The following is a 14,003-nucleotide window of genomic DNA, read 5'->3' on the forward strand; positions in this document are numbered from 1 at the left end:
TAGCGGCCGCCCGGATCGCGTCAGGTAACGAAAGCGCCCGCTTTTGTCACGGTCCTGTGACATTCACTCAGGCTTGCGGGGCAGGCGCAAGGTCACACGCAGCCCGCCCTCTTGCAGGTTACACAGACTGATCTCACCACCATGGCTGTGGGCGATATTGCGTGCGATCCCGAGCCCGAGGCCGTAGCCAGGTTGCTTGGCCGCCAAGCGGAAGTTCGGCTCGAACACCTGCTTCAGCCACGTTTCCGGCACGCCTGGGCCTTCATCGTCAACGTGCAGGACAAAAATGTCTTTATCGTCTTCGATCAACAGATGTGCCCGCTCGCCATATTTCAACGCGTTGTCCAGAAGATTGCCGATGCAGCGTTTGAGCGCCAGTGGCTTGCCGGCATACGGTGCGAGCGCTCTGCCTTTCACCGTGACGCGACCGTTACCAGAGGGCGCCAGATACGGTTCGGTGACGCAATCAAGCAGAAGGTTGAGATCTAGTGGCTCAATATTCTCGTGAATGTCGGTGTCTTTGACGCACTGCAGGGCTCCCTTGACCAGCAACTCCAATTCATCGAGGTCACGGCTGAATTTGCGCTGCAACGTTTCGTCCTCCAGCAGCTCCACCCGCAACCGCAGCCGTGTGATCGGCGTGCGCAAATCATGGGAGATTGCGCTGAACAACTGGCTACGCTCGGTCAAATAGCGACCGATGCGTTCACGCATGCTGTTGAATGCGCGACTGACTTCGACCACCTCGCTACCGCCCGCCTCTGGAAACAATTCCACCTCGCTACCCAGCGACATTTCTCGCGCCGCGCGCGCCAACTGCTTGAGTGGACGACTCTGCCAGTGAACGAGGATGCCGATGAACAACAACAGAAAACTGGTGGTGAGAAAGATGAACCAGAGTTGCTGATTGGGGATCCCTTGATCCTCAAGACTGACGTAGGGCGCCGGCATCAGCGAAGCAAGATAGAGCCACTCGCCTGGGGCGATCTGGATCTGCGTCACCAGCACGGGTGGATTCAGCGGTTCCAGGCTCAGCGCGTAATGCGCCCAGGAGCGCGGCAGTTCATCGAGTTTCAGCCCACCGTTGAAAATCCGCAGGTCGTCGGGACTGACGAAGCGCACCGATATATCGACATTCTTGCCAAGGCGATCACGCAGCACCTCGTCAACTTCCGCCAGCACCGCCTGCTTGCGCTCGGTTGGAGGAAGGATCTGCATTTCCAGGGGTTTGTCGTTCAGCGACACGAAAAAGCGCGTGCCACCCATGCTGCGCAGCTGATCGAGCACCAGCGGCCGATAGCCCAGCGGTAAGGATCGGAAGTAGCTGACGCTGGCGGACATCGAATGCGCCAGGCTACGAGCACTGGTCAACAGACCTTCCATCTGGCTCGCGCGCAGCTGCGACACCCAGATGAAACTCGACAAGGCCTGCGCCAGCAGCACGACCAGCAAAGTCAGAAACAACATCCGGCCGAGCAGCGAGCGCGGCACGGGTAGCCAACGGCGCTTAACCGATCGTGTCATGATGCGGCACGACTTGGGCAGCGAGCAGATAACCGCTGCCACGCACGGTACGGATCAGCCGCGGACATTTCCCTGTGTCGCGCAGCCGCTGGCGCAGGCGACTGACAGCCATGTCGACAATACGCTCGAGCGGCATAACCTCCCGACCACGGGTGGCGTTGCCAATAGTGTCGCGATCGAGGATCTGTTGCGGATGATCGAGAAACAGCTTGAGCAGGGCGAAGTCGGCGCCGGACAGCAGTACTTCCTCGCCGTCCTGGTGAAACAACCGGTGACTGACCATGTCCAGGCGCCACTCGTCGAATGCGAGCACATCGCTGCTGCGCTCCTGGCCAAAATTCACCCGGCGCAGCAGCGCCTTGATCCGCGCCAGCAATTCACGGGGACTGAACGGCTTGCCCAGGTAATCGTCCGCGCCCAGCTCGAGCCCGATGACGCGATCCGCCTCGTCCGAACTAGCGGTGAGCATGATGATTGGCATCTGCGCCAAGCGCTGATGGCCTCGCACCCAACGACAAAGACTGAAGCCATCCTCGTCAGGCAACATCACGTCAAGGATTACCAAGTCCGCCGGATCGCTGGCCATGGCCTCGCGAAACTGCGCGCCGTCGGCAACGGTGCGCACCTGAAAGCCGGATCGGCTGAGGTAGGTTTCTAGCAGTTCGCGAATTTCCTGGTCATCGTCGACCAGCAGAATCGATCTTCCAGCCTGGCTCACCTGGCGTCCTTTCTCTTGTTCTGATGTCTCGAAGCGGGTCAGTACCCGCTGGAGGTTCCCTCCAGCAATTGCTGCAGCGCAACGCCCGCGCCTTCCAGCCCAGGGTACTCGGCTGTCACCACCCAGACCGGAACCTTGTCAAAATACCGGCTCATCCCGCCCTTGTCGCGAAAACTCTGGCGAAACCCGCTGCGCATGAAGAATTCGACAAAGCGCGGCACGATCCCGCCGGCAATGTAGACCCCTCCTTGCGCGCCTGTGGTCAGTACGTTGTCGCCAGCAGTCCGACCGAGCCAAACGCAGAATTGTTCCAATACGGCCGCTGCATAGGCATCACCCGCCAGTGCCGCCGCGGTCACTTCGGCCGGCGTGGTCAGTTTCAACGGCTCGCCATCCAATGCGCAGCTGGTTCGATAGAGTTCCAACAGCCCACCGCCGCTAAGGATCGCTTCGGCATTTACATGCCCTAACTTTTCATGCAACCGAGCCCACAATGCCGCCTCGCGTGCCGTCCCGATCGGCAGGCATATATGGCCGCCCTCGCCCGGCAGGGCCCGCCAGCCGCCGTCTTGAGAAGGCAGCAGCGTAGCGACTCCCAGTCCGGTGCCAGGGCCGATGACCAAGCGCGCCCGGCCGGCGTCGGATTGCCCTTCGCAGATCTCGATTAATTCACCGTCGCGCAGACGCGTCATGCCCAGCGCCATGGCGGAGAAATCATTGATCAGCAAAAGATCGCTCAGCCCAAGGTTCTCGCAGAACGCTTTGCGGCTCAGGCGCCAGTGATTGTTAGTGAATATGAATTCATCGCCGGAAACCGGTCCGGCACAGGCGAGGCAAACTGCATGCAAGTCGTCGACGCCCTGTCCTACGCTTTGCAGATATGCACGAATGGCATCTTCCGGACGCGGATAATCGATCGTCGGCAACACCCGCACCGACTCGATTTGCTGACCGCGCCACAGCGCGAAACGTGCATTGGTCCCACCGATATCACCAACTAATGCCGTCACTTGAGTGCCCTCAGACCCTCGGTAAATACGCTCGCACCCTGCTCCGCCGGGCTGAACGCCGCGCGCATAAAGCCGAACAGCTCGCGACCGCAGCCGATGCCAAGATCACTCGGCGCCATCACCCGCTCGCGACGGTCGAACTCGGCCTGATCGACCAGAACGCGCAACTCCCCGGTTTCGCCGTCGACACGAATGATGTCGCCGTCACGCACTCGACACAGCGGGCCGCCGTCAAGCGCCTCGGGACTAACGTGAATCGCGGCCGGCACCTTGCCGGATGCGCCGGACATGCGCCCGTCGGTGACCAACGCCACCTTGTAGCCGCGATCCTGCAACACACCGAGAAATGGCGTCAGTTTGTGCAGTTCGGGCATGCCGTTGGCCTTGGGTCCCTGAAAACGCACCACGGCAACGAAATCTTTTTCCAGCTCGCCCTTCTTGAACGCCTGAGCCAGCTCGGCCTGGTCGCTGAAGACCCGCGCCGGCGCCTCGACCACGCGGTGCTCCGGTGCGACCGCGGAAATCTTGGTTACACCACGACCGAGGTTACCTTCCAGCACGCGCAGCCCGCCCTCAGGAGAAAAGGCACGCTCAACCGGTCGCAGGATCGCTTCGTCGAGGCTGTTGGCCGGACCTTCTTTCCAAACCAGCGCATCACCCTCAAGGAACGGTTCCTGGGTGTAGCGCTTCAACCCCTGCCCCATGACGGTGTAAACATCCTCATGCAACAGGCCCGCGTCGAGCAGCGTCCGTACCATGAATGGCACGCCACCACAGGCATGGAAATGGTTCACGTCAGCCTGCCCGTTGGGATAGACCTTCGCCAACGTCGGCGTCACCGCGGAAATATCGGCCATGTCCTGCCAAGTCAGCTGAATACCCGCTGCCTGGGCGAACGCCGGGATGTGCAGGGTGTGATTGGTCGACCCGCCTGTAGCGTTCAGCGCCACCACCGAATTGATGATCGCCTTCTCATCGACGATCTTGCACAGCGGCAGGTAATTGCCGGATTGCGGCGTCAGACGGGTAACCTGGCGCGCCGCCTCGCGGGTGAGTTCATCGCGCAGCGGCGTATAAGGATTGACGAACGAAGAGCCCGGTAGGTGCAGCCCCATTATTTCCATCACGACCTGGTTGGTGTTCGCCGTGCCATAGAAAGTGCACGTGCCGGGGCTGTGATAAGAAAGCATTTCCGACTCCAGCAACTCCTCGCGACTGGCCTTGCCTTCGGCGTAACGCTGACGGACCTCGGCTTTCTGCTTGTTTGGGATACCCGACGGCATTGGACCACCCGGCACGAATACCGACGGCAGATGACCGAAGCGCAAGGAGCCGATCATCAAGCCCGGAATGATCTTGTCGCAGATACCTAGATACAGCGCCCCGTCGAACATGTTGTGTGACAGCGCGACGGCGGTCGCCATGGCGATCACTTCACGACTGGCCAGGCTCAGCTCCATCCCCGCCTCGCCCTGCGTTACGCCGTCGCACATCGCCGGCACGCCACCGGCGAACTGCCCGATAGAACCGACATCACGCAACGCCTGCTTGATGATTTCCGGGAAATGCTCGTACGGCTGGTGCGCCGACAACATATCGTTGTAGGCCGAAACGATCGCCACGTTGGCCTCGTTCATCAGGCGCAGCTTCTGCTTGTCGCTGGAAGAAGCGCAACCCGCCACACCGTGAGCGAAGTTGGCACATTGCAGTTTGCCTCGCTGTGGCCCGTCGCTCGCCGCGGCGGCCATCTGTGCAAGGTAGCGCTGCCGCGTCGGCCGGCTGCGTTCGATCAAACGTTCGGTAACTTCTTGAATCCGCGGGTGCATGCCATCACTCCTGCTCTAAATCTGTAGTATTACAAACAAAACGTCGTGTATTTGGGCTTGATTTCTATTTTGACAGGAATAATCTTGTAATTCCCACAACAAATTCCGCCCAGGATCTCTTCCCTATGACTATTCGCATCGCCATCAACGGCTTCGGCCGTATCGGACGCAATGTCCTCCGTGCCCTTTACAGCCAGAGCTATCGCGAACATCTGCAGGTCGTGGCGATCAACGATCTCGGCAGCTCAGCAATGAACGCCCATCTCTTGCAGTACGACAGCGTCCACGGCCATTTCGACGCAAAGATCGAAGTCGGCGATGACCAACTGGTAGTCAATGGCGATCCGATCGCCGTGACCGCGATTCGCAACCCGGCCGACCTGCCCTGGCGCCAGCACAAGGTCGATGTGGTATTCGAGTGTACTGGCCTGTTCACTTCTCGCGATAAGGCCAGCGCTCACTTGGAAGCCGGCGCCAGCAAGGTGATCATCTCCGCTCCAGCCTCCGGCGCCGACGCCACCATCGTCTATGGCGTCAATCACGACATATTGCGCCAGTCACATCAGATCATTTCCAACGCGTCCTGCACGACCAACTGCCTGGCACCGGTCGCCCAGGTGCTGTCGCGCCAATACGGCATCGAACATGGCCTGATGACCACCATTCACGCCTACACCAACGACCAGAACCTGTCCGACGTTTATCACAGCGATCCTTACCGCGCGCGTTCGGCCACGCAATCGATGATTCCAACCAAGACCGGTGCGGCCGAGGCCGTGGGTCTGGTTCTACCCGAACTGGCCGGAAAGCTAACCGGCATGGCGGTGCGGGTCCCGGTAATCAACGTGTCGCTGGTCGATCTGACGCTGGAGCTGAGCCGTGAAACCAGCGCTGACGAGGTTAACGCGCTGATGCTGGACGCCAGCCAGGGCTCTCCCATACTGGCCTGTAACTCATTGCCGCTGGTTTCCTGCGACTTCAACCACAACCCGATGTCTTCGATATTCGACACCAACCACACCAAGGTTAGCGGACGGCTGCTGAAAGTGATGGCCTGGTATGACAACGAGTGGGGTTTCTCCAATCGCATGCTGGACACCTGCCGCGCCCTACACGAAGCGCCGTAACCAGCAATTCGGATCCAGCCCACCCACGCGAAACGCAAGGAAGACGATGAACCGCATCGATTTCGTTACCGCAACACTGCCGGCACGCAAGCGCATAGCCCTGGTCGCGCACGATCACTGCAAGGAGCGCTTGCTGGAGTGGGCGGACCGACACAAAGCACAGCTGGCGCAGCATGAACTGATCGCCACCGGCACCACCGGGCTGCTGCTTGGGCGGCGTCTGGCGCTGCCAGTGGAATGCATGATCAGTGGCCCGCTGGGTGGGGATCAGCAGATCGGCGCACGCATCGCCGAACAGCGCATAGACCTGTTGGTGTTCTTCTGGGATCCTTTCGAACCGCAGCCGCATGACCCGGACGTCAAAGCCCTGCTACGAGTCGCGGCGGTGTGGAATATTCCGCTGGCGGCCAACGAGAGCAGTGCTGACTATCTGCTTTCGAGTCCGCTACTGGACCAGGCTCACTCGCTCCGAATCCCTGACTACAGCACGTACCTGGCGGGTCGGGAGACGGACAAACCCGGCGATCAATAATCGCGGCGATCTTCGTCGGGGACGCTTTCGCTTTGCGCCTCTGCCTCGTCGCGCAAATCTTCGAAGTCGGTCTTGAGCCCGGTTTCCATGCTGTCCAACTCTGCCAAGAGACTGCGGAAACTGGTCTGCTCACGTGGCACCTCCGGCTCCAGTTCAAGATCCGCGCGGGCCTGCAACGCCTCGGGCACCGGCGCTTCTTCTACGTCCACCGGCAAGGGTTCGGGCTCCATCTCACGCAGCACTGCCAACGGCGGCAACTCGTCCAGGTTCTTCAGGTTGAAGTGATCGAGAAACTGCTTGGTGGTCGCGAACATCGCTGGCCGGCCCGGTACGTCGCGATGGCCCACCACACGCACCCACTCGCGCTCGAGCAGGGTCTTTACGATCTGACTGTTGACCGCAACGCCACGAATATCCTCGATCTCGCCGCGAGTGATCGGCTGGCGATAGGCGATCAGAACCAGGGTTTCCAATAGCGCTCGCGAATAGCGCTGCGGCCGTTCTTCCCAGAGCCTGCCTACCCAGGGTGAAAAGCGCTCGCAGACTTGCAGGCGATAGCCACTGGCGACTTCCTTCAGCTCGAACGCGCGGCCCTTGCATGACTTGCCGAGCGCCTCCAGCGCCTTGCGCAACAAGGCTGGCGTGGGCCGCTCGGTTTCATCGAACAGCTCGGCCATCCGCTCGAGCGACATCGGCTTGCCCGAGGCCAGTAAAAGGGCTTCGAGCAACGAAGCAAGATCCTTGGGATCGGAAAGATTCACGGCCTTGACTACCTCGGTTCTTCCATAGATTGCGCGGAGGACACCACCGCACGCTCGTCGATACGGGCTCGAACATGAATCGGCGCGAAGGGCTCGTTCTGCACCAGCTCGACCAACGATTCCTTTATCAGCTCCAGCACTGCCATGAACGTCACTACCACGCCGAGCCGGCCCTCTTCGAGGGTGAACAATGTCGCAAAGGGAACGAAAGCGCCGCCCTTCAGACGCTCCAGAACATCGCTCATGCGCTCGCGGGTCGACAACGTCTCGCGTGTAACCTGATGACTTTCGAACATGTCGGCTCGGCGCAGCACCTCCGCCATGGAAGTCAGCAATTCTTCCAGACTGACCTCGGGTAACAGCTTGCGCGCCCGCGCTTCCGGCGCGTCCAGCCGTGGCACCTGCAGATCGCGTCCGACCCGCGGCAGTTGGTCGAGATCCTCCGAGGCAGCCTTGAAACGTTCGTATTCCTGTAGTCGCCGAATCAGCTCGGCGCGCGGGTCGAGCTCATCCTCCTCGACCTCGGCCGAACGCGGCAGCAACATGCGCGACTTAATTTCCGCCAGCATTGCCGCCATCACCAGGTATTCGGCGGCAAGCTCTAGGCGCACGGCCTTCATCAGCTCGACGTAGCCCATGTATTGGCGAGTAATTTCCGCCACGGGAATATCGAGGATGTCGATGTTCTGCTTACGAATGAGGTAAAGCAGCAAATCCAGCGGACCCTCGAATGCCTCGAGAAATACCTCCAGCGCGTCCGGCGGGATGTAGAGATCCTGCGGCAGACTGTTGAAGGCCTCGCCGTAGACCAACGCCAGCCGCAGCTGCTCGCCGGGCGGAGTGACGACCGCCTCGGTCGGGAGTTCCTGCATGCTTTCTCCACTGGAACGAATAATGGTAGCGCGACAGCTTATGCCGGCTTTCGCACGGGCTCAACGCTGCTGGTTTCTACGGCTTGCTAGCGATAATTCAAGCCCATGGCCTGACGCACCACCACAAGCGTCTCGCGGACTTCGTCGCGGGCCTGCTCGGCGCCTTCGGCAAGGATGCTGCGCACCAGATCTGGATTCTGCTCGTAGTCCTGGGCCCGCTCCTGCAGCGGCGCCAGTTCGAGCTTGATCGCCTCGATCAATGGCGCCTTGCATTCCAAGCATCCGATGCCGGCACTTCGGCAGCCCTGTTCCGCCCATTGACAGACCTCCTCGCCCGAATGGGAGAGGTGCATCTGCCAAACCGGGCAACGAGTGGGCTCGCCTGGATCGTGGCGATGCACGCGTGCGGGATCGGTGGGCATGCGCTTGATCTTCTCTTCGATTTCGCCAGGCGTGTCGCGCAAAAAGATCGAGTTGCTGCTGGATTTGGACATCTTGCCGCCATCGAGACCCGACAGTTTCGGCGAGTCGCTGAGTAACGCCTGCGGCTCAGGTAGCAGCAGCTTGCCACCGCCTTCCAAGTAGCCGAACAGACGCTCTTGGTCGCCGATGGTGATGGTCTGCTGATCCTTGAGTAGCGCACGGGCGGTATTCAGCGCCTCGAGATCGCCCTGTTCCTGATAGCTTTTGCGCAGGCTTGCATAAAGCTTTGAACTCTTCTTGCCGAGCTTGCGTATCGCCGCTTCGGCCTTCGCCTCGAAATCCTCTTCGCTGCCATAGAGATGATTGAAACGTCGAGCCACATCACGCGCGAACTCGATGTGCGGCAGCTGATCGGCTCCCACCGGCACGACGCCGGCGCGATAGGCCAGGATGTCGGCGGCTTGCAGCAGCGGATAACCGAGAAAACCATAGGTGCCGAGATCTTTTTGCTGCGAATCGAGCTGCAGCTCTTTATAGGATGGCACGCGCTCCAGCCAGGCCAACGGGCAGATCATCGATAGCAATAGGTGCAGCTCGGCGTGCTCGGGCACCTGGGACTGGATGAACAGAGTCGCCGAGCTCGGGCTGACGCCCGCAGCCAACCAGTCGACCGTCATTTCCTGCACGTTGCGCGCTATATCACCGCCCGCAACGTAGTCGGTGGTCAAGGCGTGCCAGTCGACGATGCAGAAGAAGCACTGATATTCATGCTGCAACTTGACCCAGTTCTTCAGTACGCCGTGATAGTGGCCGAGGTGAAGACGGCCATTGGGCCGCATCCCGGAGACCACACGTCGCTGCGAATCCATGGAGCTCAAAAGGGTTTCCTTCGTTGAAGTGAAAGCGACCGGATCAGGCAGCGAAAGGCGCGGGATCGCCGCAACCGACACGCACCACTTCCGGATCACCGTCCACCAGACTGATCACTGTGGAGGCTTCGACGCCACCGTAACCGCCATCGATGATCAGGTCTACCTGGTGTTCCAGCGCATTGCGCATTTCATAGGGATCACTCATCGGCTCGGTTTCGCCGGGCAGAATCAAGCTGACGCTCATCAGCGGCTCGCCCAGTTCGGCAAGCAAGGCCTGTGCGATCGGCTGCGCCGGTACCCGCAGCCCGATGGTGCGGCGCTTGGGATGCAACAGCATGCGCGGCACTTCGCGCGTAGCGCTGAGAATGATCGTGTATGGCCCCGGCAAGTGAGTCTTGAGCAGGCGGAAGGCCGCTGTATCCACTTTGGCAAACAAGCCGAGCTGGGACAGATCGCGGCAAACCAGAGTGAAGTTGTGTTTGTCATCGAGCTGGCGCAGGCGGCGGATGCGCTCGATGCCAGCCTTGTTGCCCATCGAGCAGCCAATGGCGTAGGACGAGTCGGTGGGATAGACCACCACACCGCCGTCACGAATGATCTCCACGGCCTGCTTGATCAGCCTAGCCTGAGGATTTTCCGGATGTATCTGAAAAAACTGACTCATGGAAACCCCCTGTTCAGCCGGCAACAGACTCGCCTGATTGATCATCGAAATGCCTCCACAATGGCCGCAGGTCTTCCGGTAAGGCCCGATACTGGCCCAATTCCGACCAGTCACCGGGCGCATGGAAATCACTGCCGATACTGGCCATCAGGCCAAATTCACGCGCGAGAATCGACAAACCGCCGACCTGCTCCAGCGGCTGCATGCCATTGACGACCTCCAACGCATGCCCGCCCGCCTGGGCGAACTCAATGACCAGCCGGCGGCGCTTGCTACGAGTGAAGTCGTACTGCCACGGATGCGCCAGGCTGACCCACGCACCTGCCTCGAGTAGCGTCGCCACGGTTTGCTCGAGGCTCGGCCAGTGCTGCTTGACGTCGCCGAGCTTGCCCGAGCCGAGCCACTTGCGAAACGCTTCGGCGCGGTCGCGAACATGACCGGCACGCACCAGGAATTCAGCGAAATGTGGGCGAGCCGGAGCATTACCGCTGCCACCCAGTTCCTGCTGCACCGCGCGCGCGCCTTCGAGCGCCCCCGGCATGCCCTTCGCCTCAAGGCGTTGAGCGATCAGTTCCGCCCGCCGCCATCGCCCGTCGTGCAGCTCGGCGATGGCTTTCTGCAATGCGGCCGCATCACGGCGAAAGGCATAGCCGAGGATGTGAATGGTCGCACCACTCCATACGCATGACAGCTCGATACCGTTGACCAGCCGAACGCCCAGCGAATCCGCCGCAGCGCGGGCGGCATCGAGACCTTCCAAGGTGTCGTGATCGGTCAGCGCAAGCAGCCCGACGCCACGCGCATGGGCTCGTTCCACCAGCGCCGCAGGCGCCAGCACACCGTCCGAGGCGGTGCTGTGGCAATGCAGATCAACAATCATTCGGGACATACTCTCCAGGGCTTGGCGGCACACTGTTCTGACCGCCACGGCCGGTGCTCGTGCCGTCATCAAATTCGCCAAAGCTTGCGCCGGTCGTGGAAATGGCCGGCGTACAGCGTTCCGCCAAAAGCGCGGTTTGTTATTATGCCGGCCACATACCGCTGCTGGCTCTCTCCGTGAAACAAATCGTCGATTTCATTCCGCTGCTGCTGTTCTTCATTGTCTACAAACTAGAGCCCAGAACCGTCGAAGTGGCAGACCTAAGCGTTGCTGTCGGCGGTATTTTCAGCGCCACAGCGATGCTTATCGCCAGCTCGATCATCGTTTATGCCGGCCTGTTCATTTACCAGCGCCGACTGGAAAAGAGCCAGTGGCTGACATTGGTTGCCTGCCTGTTGTTCGGCGGCCTGACCCTCGCCTTGCACAGCGAAGCCATTCTCAAATGGAAGGCGCCGGTACTGAACTGGCTGTTCGCGCTGGCGTTTATCGGTAGCCATTTCATTGGCGAAAAAACCCTTATCCAGCGCATGATGGGCCACGCTGTCCAACTGCCACCAGCACAATGGACGCAACTAAATGTCGCCTGGATCCTGTTCTTTCTTGTCTGTGGCTTCGCCAATCTGTTCGTTGCCTTCGTCTACCCTGCCATCTGGGTCGACTTCAAGGTCTTTGGTAGCCTCGGCCTGACGCTGCTGTTCATGGCGGGTCAGGCTGTGTATCTGGTCCGCCACATGCAACCCACATCTGAAGAATCATAGGAGTAAACATGCTCTACGCCATCATCGCCACCGATGTACCCGATTCGTTGCAGAACCGCCTGGCTTCGCGCCCGGCTCACCTGGCCCGTCTCGATCAACTCAAGAGCGAAGGCCGCCTGGTTCTGGCCGGCCCGCATCCGGCGGTCGACAGCAACGATCCCGGCACCGTCGGCTTTACCGGCAGCCTGGTGGTCGCCGAATTCGCATCTCTGCAGGCTGCCGAAGAATGGGCCGCGGCTGATCCGTACAAGGCTGCCGGCGTCTATGGCGAAGTGGTGGTCAAACCGTTCAAGCAAGTCTATCCCTGAGTCGATCGGCTGACGCCGTCAGGTATCTGTCAGGTCGTAGGATTTCCACGGCCCGTTGAGGAAATAGGAGTTCCGATGCGCCAAGGTTCGCTGTCCCTGCTGCTTGCCCTGAGTCTTTTCACACCATTGCTCCATGCCGAAGAAGGCGCGGCCGACCCGCTCACCGAGCGGCAGGCCGAGTTGGAGCAACCTCTGATCGAGGACGAACGGCAGCGCGAAGAGCTGAACGATAATCTCGATACCGCAGCGACCGATGCCGAACAGGCTCAGCTGGCACAGCTGATCCAGGAAAACCGCCATCTTCGCATGCAGCTGCAGCAAGAGCAGTCAAAAGCGCAACCGCAACTGCTTAATGACCAGCAACAATGGTTCGCGGTTGGCGGGGGCGTCGGCGTGCTGGGGTTTCTGCTTGGCGTCCTGACCACACGTGGCCGTCGTCGCCGGCAATGGCTGAACTGAAGCGAACGAGCGAACGCATGAGCGAACTGCTGCTGATAGATGACGACCAGGAACTCTGCGAGTTGCTGGTCAGCTGGCTGGCCCAGGAAGGCTTCGTCGCCCACGCCTGCCATGACGGCCAAAGCGCACGTGCGGCACTGACCGAACATCAGCCCGCCGCGGTGGTACTCGATGTGATGCTGCCCGACGGTAGCGGCCTTGAATTGCTCAAGCAACTGCGTAGCGAATATCCCGACTTGCCGGTGTTGATGCTCTCCGGCCGTGGCGAGCCGCTGGATCGCATCCTTGGTCTGGAGCTTGGCGCCGACGATTACCTGGCCAAACCATGCGATCCTCGCGAGCTCACCGCACGACTGCGCGCCGTGTTGCGTCGCAGTCAGCCGGCGAGCACACCGACTCAGCTTGAACTGGGCGACCTGTGCTACAGCCCGGCCCGTGGCGTCGCCAGCGTAGGTGAGCATGACGTTACCCTGACCCTTTCCGAAGGCCGCATCCTCGAAGCGCTGCTCAGCCAACCGGGCGAACCGCTGGACAAACAGGCCCTGGCGCAGCTCGCGCTGGGTCGAAAGCTGACGCTCTACGATCGCAGCCTGGACATGCACGTCAGCAACCTGCGGCGCAAACTCGGCCCGCACCCGGACGGCCGCCAGCGCATCGTCGCGCTGCGCAGCCGCGGCTACCTTTACGCATCATGACTGGCTTTACCGAGCCTTTACCCTGCCCTGACCGCCGTTGACCTTGCGCGCCCTAGACTGAGCTCATCCGATCGAAGCCAGCTGAGACGCGCAATCGACACGCGCAATTGGTGATCGGTATCCATACACAGGAGAAATCTCATGATGCGCAAGACCCTTATCGCCGTGCTTTTCGCTTCTACCCTACCGGCCATCGCCATGGCGATGCCCGACGCAGGCCAGCGCCATCATGGCGGCAAGCATGCCCCGTTCGAGCAACTCGATCTGACCAAGGAACAGAAGAGCGAAATGCGCAAGCTGATGGGCGAGCAGATGAAAAGCCGTCGCGAAATTACCCAGCGCTACCTAGACAAACTGCCCGAATCCGAGCGCAAAGCCATGCAGGACGAGCTGAAGTCCAGCAAGGAAAACACTCACAAGCAAATGCGCGAACTGCTCAAACCAGAACAGCAGAAGAAGTTCGACGAGCTGCACGAAAAAATGGAAGCCAAGCGCGCCGAACGCGCCGAGTTCGAACAGTGGAAAGCCGAGCGCGACCAGAAGAACTGATCTCCGATTGAAAGACAGCCTGCCC

Annotated in this window: 16 protein-coding genes; 7 read left to right on the forward strand and 9 right to left on the reverse strand. The window is 60.5% G+C overall.

Annotation, left to right across the window (positions count from 1 at the left end):
- Positions 1-63 precede the first annotated feature (63 nt).
- Genes NAV33_RS06720 through edd form a run of 4 tightly spaced genes read right to left on the reverse strand, consistent with a single transcriptional unit; the run spans position 64 to position 5,078 of the window.
- Positions 64-1,524 (reverse strand): ATP-binding protein, encoded by a 1,461-nt coding sequence (locus tag NAV33_RS06720; protein ID WP_272887264.1) that lies wholly within the window; start codon positions 1,522-1,524, stop codon positions 64-66.
- Complete coding sequence (locus NAV33_RS06725) at positions 1,508-2,242, reverse strand: response regulator (RefSeq protein WP_255978221.1); 735 nt, start codon at positions 2,240-2,242, stop codon at positions 1,508-1,510. The genes NAV33_RS06720 and NAV33_RS06725 overlap by 17 nt, the downstream gene beginning before the upstream one ends.
- A gap of 38 nt (positions 2,243-2,280) precedes the next feature.
- Positions 2,281-3,252 carry a glucokinase gene (locus NAV33_RS06730; protein WP_255978223.1) on the reverse strand — a complete coding sequence of 324 codons (972 nt, stop codon included), beginning with the start codon at positions 3,250-3,252 and terminating at the stop codon, positions 2,281-2,283.
- Positions 3,249-5,078, reverse strand: a complete 1,830-nt coding sequence (gene edd, locus NAV33_RS06735) for a phosphogluconate dehydratase (RefSeq protein ID WP_255978225.1) — start codon at positions 5,076-5,078, stop codon at positions 3,249-3,251. The genes NAV33_RS06730 and edd overlap by 4 nt, the downstream gene beginning before the upstream one ends.
- 125 nt (positions 5,079-5,203) lie before the next feature.
- On the opposite strand from edd, the gene gap reads away from it, so the two are divergent.
- Together gap and NAV33_RS06745 are read left to right on the forward strand one after the other, a co-directional pair.
- Complete coding sequence (gene gap, locus NAV33_RS06740; RefSeq protein WP_255978227.1) at positions 5,204-6,205, forward strand: type I glyceraldehyde-3-phosphate dehydrogenase; 1,002 nt, start codon at positions 5,204-5,206, stop codon at positions 6,203-6,205.
- A 46-nt stretch (positions 6,206-6,251) separates the two neighbouring features.
- Positions 6,252-6,737 (forward strand): methylglyoxal synthase, encoded by a 486-nt coding sequence (locus NAV33_RS06745; RefSeq protein WP_255978229.1) that lies wholly within the window; start codon positions 6,252-6,254, stop codon positions 6,735-6,737.
- Here NAV33_RS06745 and scpB read toward each other — a convergent pair.
- From scpB to NAV33_RS06770, 5 genes are all read right to left on the reverse strand, one after another.
- The gene (gene scpB / locus NAV33_RS06750) at positions 6,731-7,498 is read right to left on the reverse strand and encodes an SMC-Scp complex subunit ScpB (RefSeq protein ID WP_255978231.1); all 768 of its coding nucleotides are present in this window, start codon (positions 7,496-7,498) and stop codon (positions 6,731-6,733) included. The genes NAV33_RS06745 and scpB overlap by 7 nt on opposite strands.
- An 8-nt stretch (positions 7,499-7,506) precedes the next feature.
- Positions 7,507-8,370 (reverse strand): segregation and condensation protein A, encoded by an 864-nt coding sequence (locus NAV33_RS06755; protein ID WP_272887265.1) that lies wholly within the window; start codon positions 8,368-8,370, stop codon positions 7,507-7,509.
- 86 nt (positions 8,371-8,456) lie between these two features.
- Positions 8,457-9,662 carry a tryptophan--tRNA ligase gene (locus NAV33_RS06760; protein WP_255979278.1) on the reverse strand — a complete coding sequence of 402 codons (1,206 nt, stop codon included), beginning with the start codon at positions 9,660-9,662 and terminating at the stop codon, positions 8,457-8,459.
- A gap of 43 nt (positions 9,663-9,705) precedes the next feature.
- The gene (locus NAV33_RS06765; RefSeq protein WP_255978233.1) at positions 9,706-10,329 is read right to left on the reverse strand and encodes an L-threonylcarbamoyladenylate synthase; all 624 of its coding nucleotides are present in this window, start codon (positions 10,327-10,329) and stop codon (positions 9,706-9,708) included.
- Positions 10,330-10,342: 13 nt separating this feature from the next.
- On the reverse strand, positions 10,343-11,209 hold the full coding sequence (locus tag NAV33_RS06770; RefSeq protein WP_255979280.1) for a PHP domain-containing protein: 867 nt from the start codon (positions 11,207-11,209) through the stop codon (positions 10,343-10,345).
- A gap of 176 nt (positions 11,210-11,385) precedes the next feature.
- Between NAV33_RS06770 and ispZ the strand changes: the two genes are divergently transcribed.
- The 5 genes from ispZ to NAV33_RS06795 all read left to right on the forward strand — a co-directional run bounded on the left by ispZ (position 11,386) and on the right by NAV33_RS06795 (position 13,978).
- Entirely contained in the window at positions 11,386-11,967 is a 582-nt protein-coding gene (gene ispZ / locus NAV33_RS06775) for a septation protein IspZ (RefSeq protein ID WP_255978235.1), read from the forward strand.
- An 8-nt stretch (positions 11,968-11,975) separates the two neighbouring features.
- Positions 11,976-12,275, forward strand: a complete 300-nt coding sequence (locus tag NAV33_RS06780; protein WP_255978237.1) for a YciI family protein — start codon at positions 11,976-11,978, stop codon at positions 12,273-12,275.
- A 75-nt stretch (positions 12,276-12,350) separates the two neighbouring features.
- Positions 12,351-12,734, forward strand: a complete 384-nt coding sequence (locus NAV33_RS06785) for a hypothetical protein (protein ID WP_255978239.1) — start codon at positions 12,351-12,353, stop codon at positions 12,732-12,734.
- 17 nt (positions 12,735-12,751) lie between these two features.
- Complete coding sequence (locus NAV33_RS06790) at positions 12,752-13,429, forward strand: response regulator transcription factor (protein WP_255978241.1); 678 nt, start codon at positions 12,752-12,754, stop codon at positions 13,427-13,429.
- 144 nt (positions 13,430-13,573) lie between these two features.
- Positions 13,574-13,978, forward strand: coding sequence for a Spy/CpxP family protein refolding chaperone (locus NAV33_RS06795; RefSeq protein WP_255979282.1), 405 nt, complete (start codon positions 13,574-13,576; stop codon positions 13,976-13,978).
- The last annotated feature ends 25 nt before the right edge of the window (positions 13,979-14,003 follow it).

The sequence above is a fragment of the Stutzerimonas stutzeri genome, from assembly GCF_024448715.1.
In the GTDB taxonomy this organism is placed as follows: Bacteria; Pseudomonadota; Gammaproteobacteria; order Pseudomonadales; family Pseudomonadaceae; genus Stutzerimonas; species Stutzerimonas stutzeri_AR.

Excerpts from the sequence above, each read along its gene's own strand:
- NAV33_RS06720 (WP_272887264.1), bottom strand. The coding sequence starts at position 1,524 with ATGACACGATCGGTTAAGCGCCGTTGGCTACCCGTGCCGCGCTCGCTG.
- edd (WP_255978225.1), bottom strand. The coding sequence starts at position 5,078 with ATGCACCCGCGGATTCAAGAAGTTACCGAACGTTTGATCGAACGCAGC.
- gap (WP_255978227.1), top strand. The coding sequence starts at position 5,204 with ATGACTATTCGCATCGCCATCAACGGCTTCGGCCGTATCGGACGCAAT.
- NAV33_RS06745 (WP_255978229.1), top strand. The coding sequence starts at position 6,252 with ATGAACCGCATCGATTTCGTTACCGCAACACTGCCGGCACGCAAGCGC.
- NAV33_RS06755 (WP_272887265.1), bottom strand. The coding sequence starts at position 8,370 with ATGCAGGAACTCCCGACCGAGGCGGTCGTCACTCCGCCCGGCGAGCAG.
- NAV33_RS06760 (WP_255979278.1), bottom strand. The coding sequence starts at position 9,662 with ATGGATTCGCAGCGACGTGTGGTCTCCGGGATGCGGCCCAATGGCCGT.
- NAV33_RS06765 (WP_255978233.1), bottom strand. The coding sequence starts at position 10,329 with ATGAGTCAGTTTTTTCAGATACATCCGGAAAATCCTCAGGCTAGGCTG.
- NAV33_RS06770 (WP_255979280.1), bottom strand. The coding sequence starts at position 11,209 with ATGATTGTTGATCTGCATTGCCACAGCACCGCCTCGGACGGTGTGCTG.
- NAV33_RS06780 (WP_255978237.1), top strand. The coding sequence starts at position 11,976 with ATGCTCTACGCCATCATCGCCACCGATGTACCCGATTCGTTGCAGAAC.
- NAV33_RS06785 (WP_255978239.1), top strand. The coding sequence starts at position 12,351 with ATGCGCCAAGGTTCGCTGTCCCTGCTGCTTGCCCTGAGTCTTTTCACA.
- NAV33_RS06790 (WP_255978241.1), top strand. The coding sequence starts at position 12,752 with ATGAGCGAACTGCTGCTGATAGATGACGACCAGGAACTCTGCGAGTTG.
- NAV33_RS06795 (WP_255979282.1), top strand. The coding sequence starts at position 13,574 with ATGCGCAAGACCCTTATCGCCGTGCTTTTCGCTTCTACCCTACCGGCC.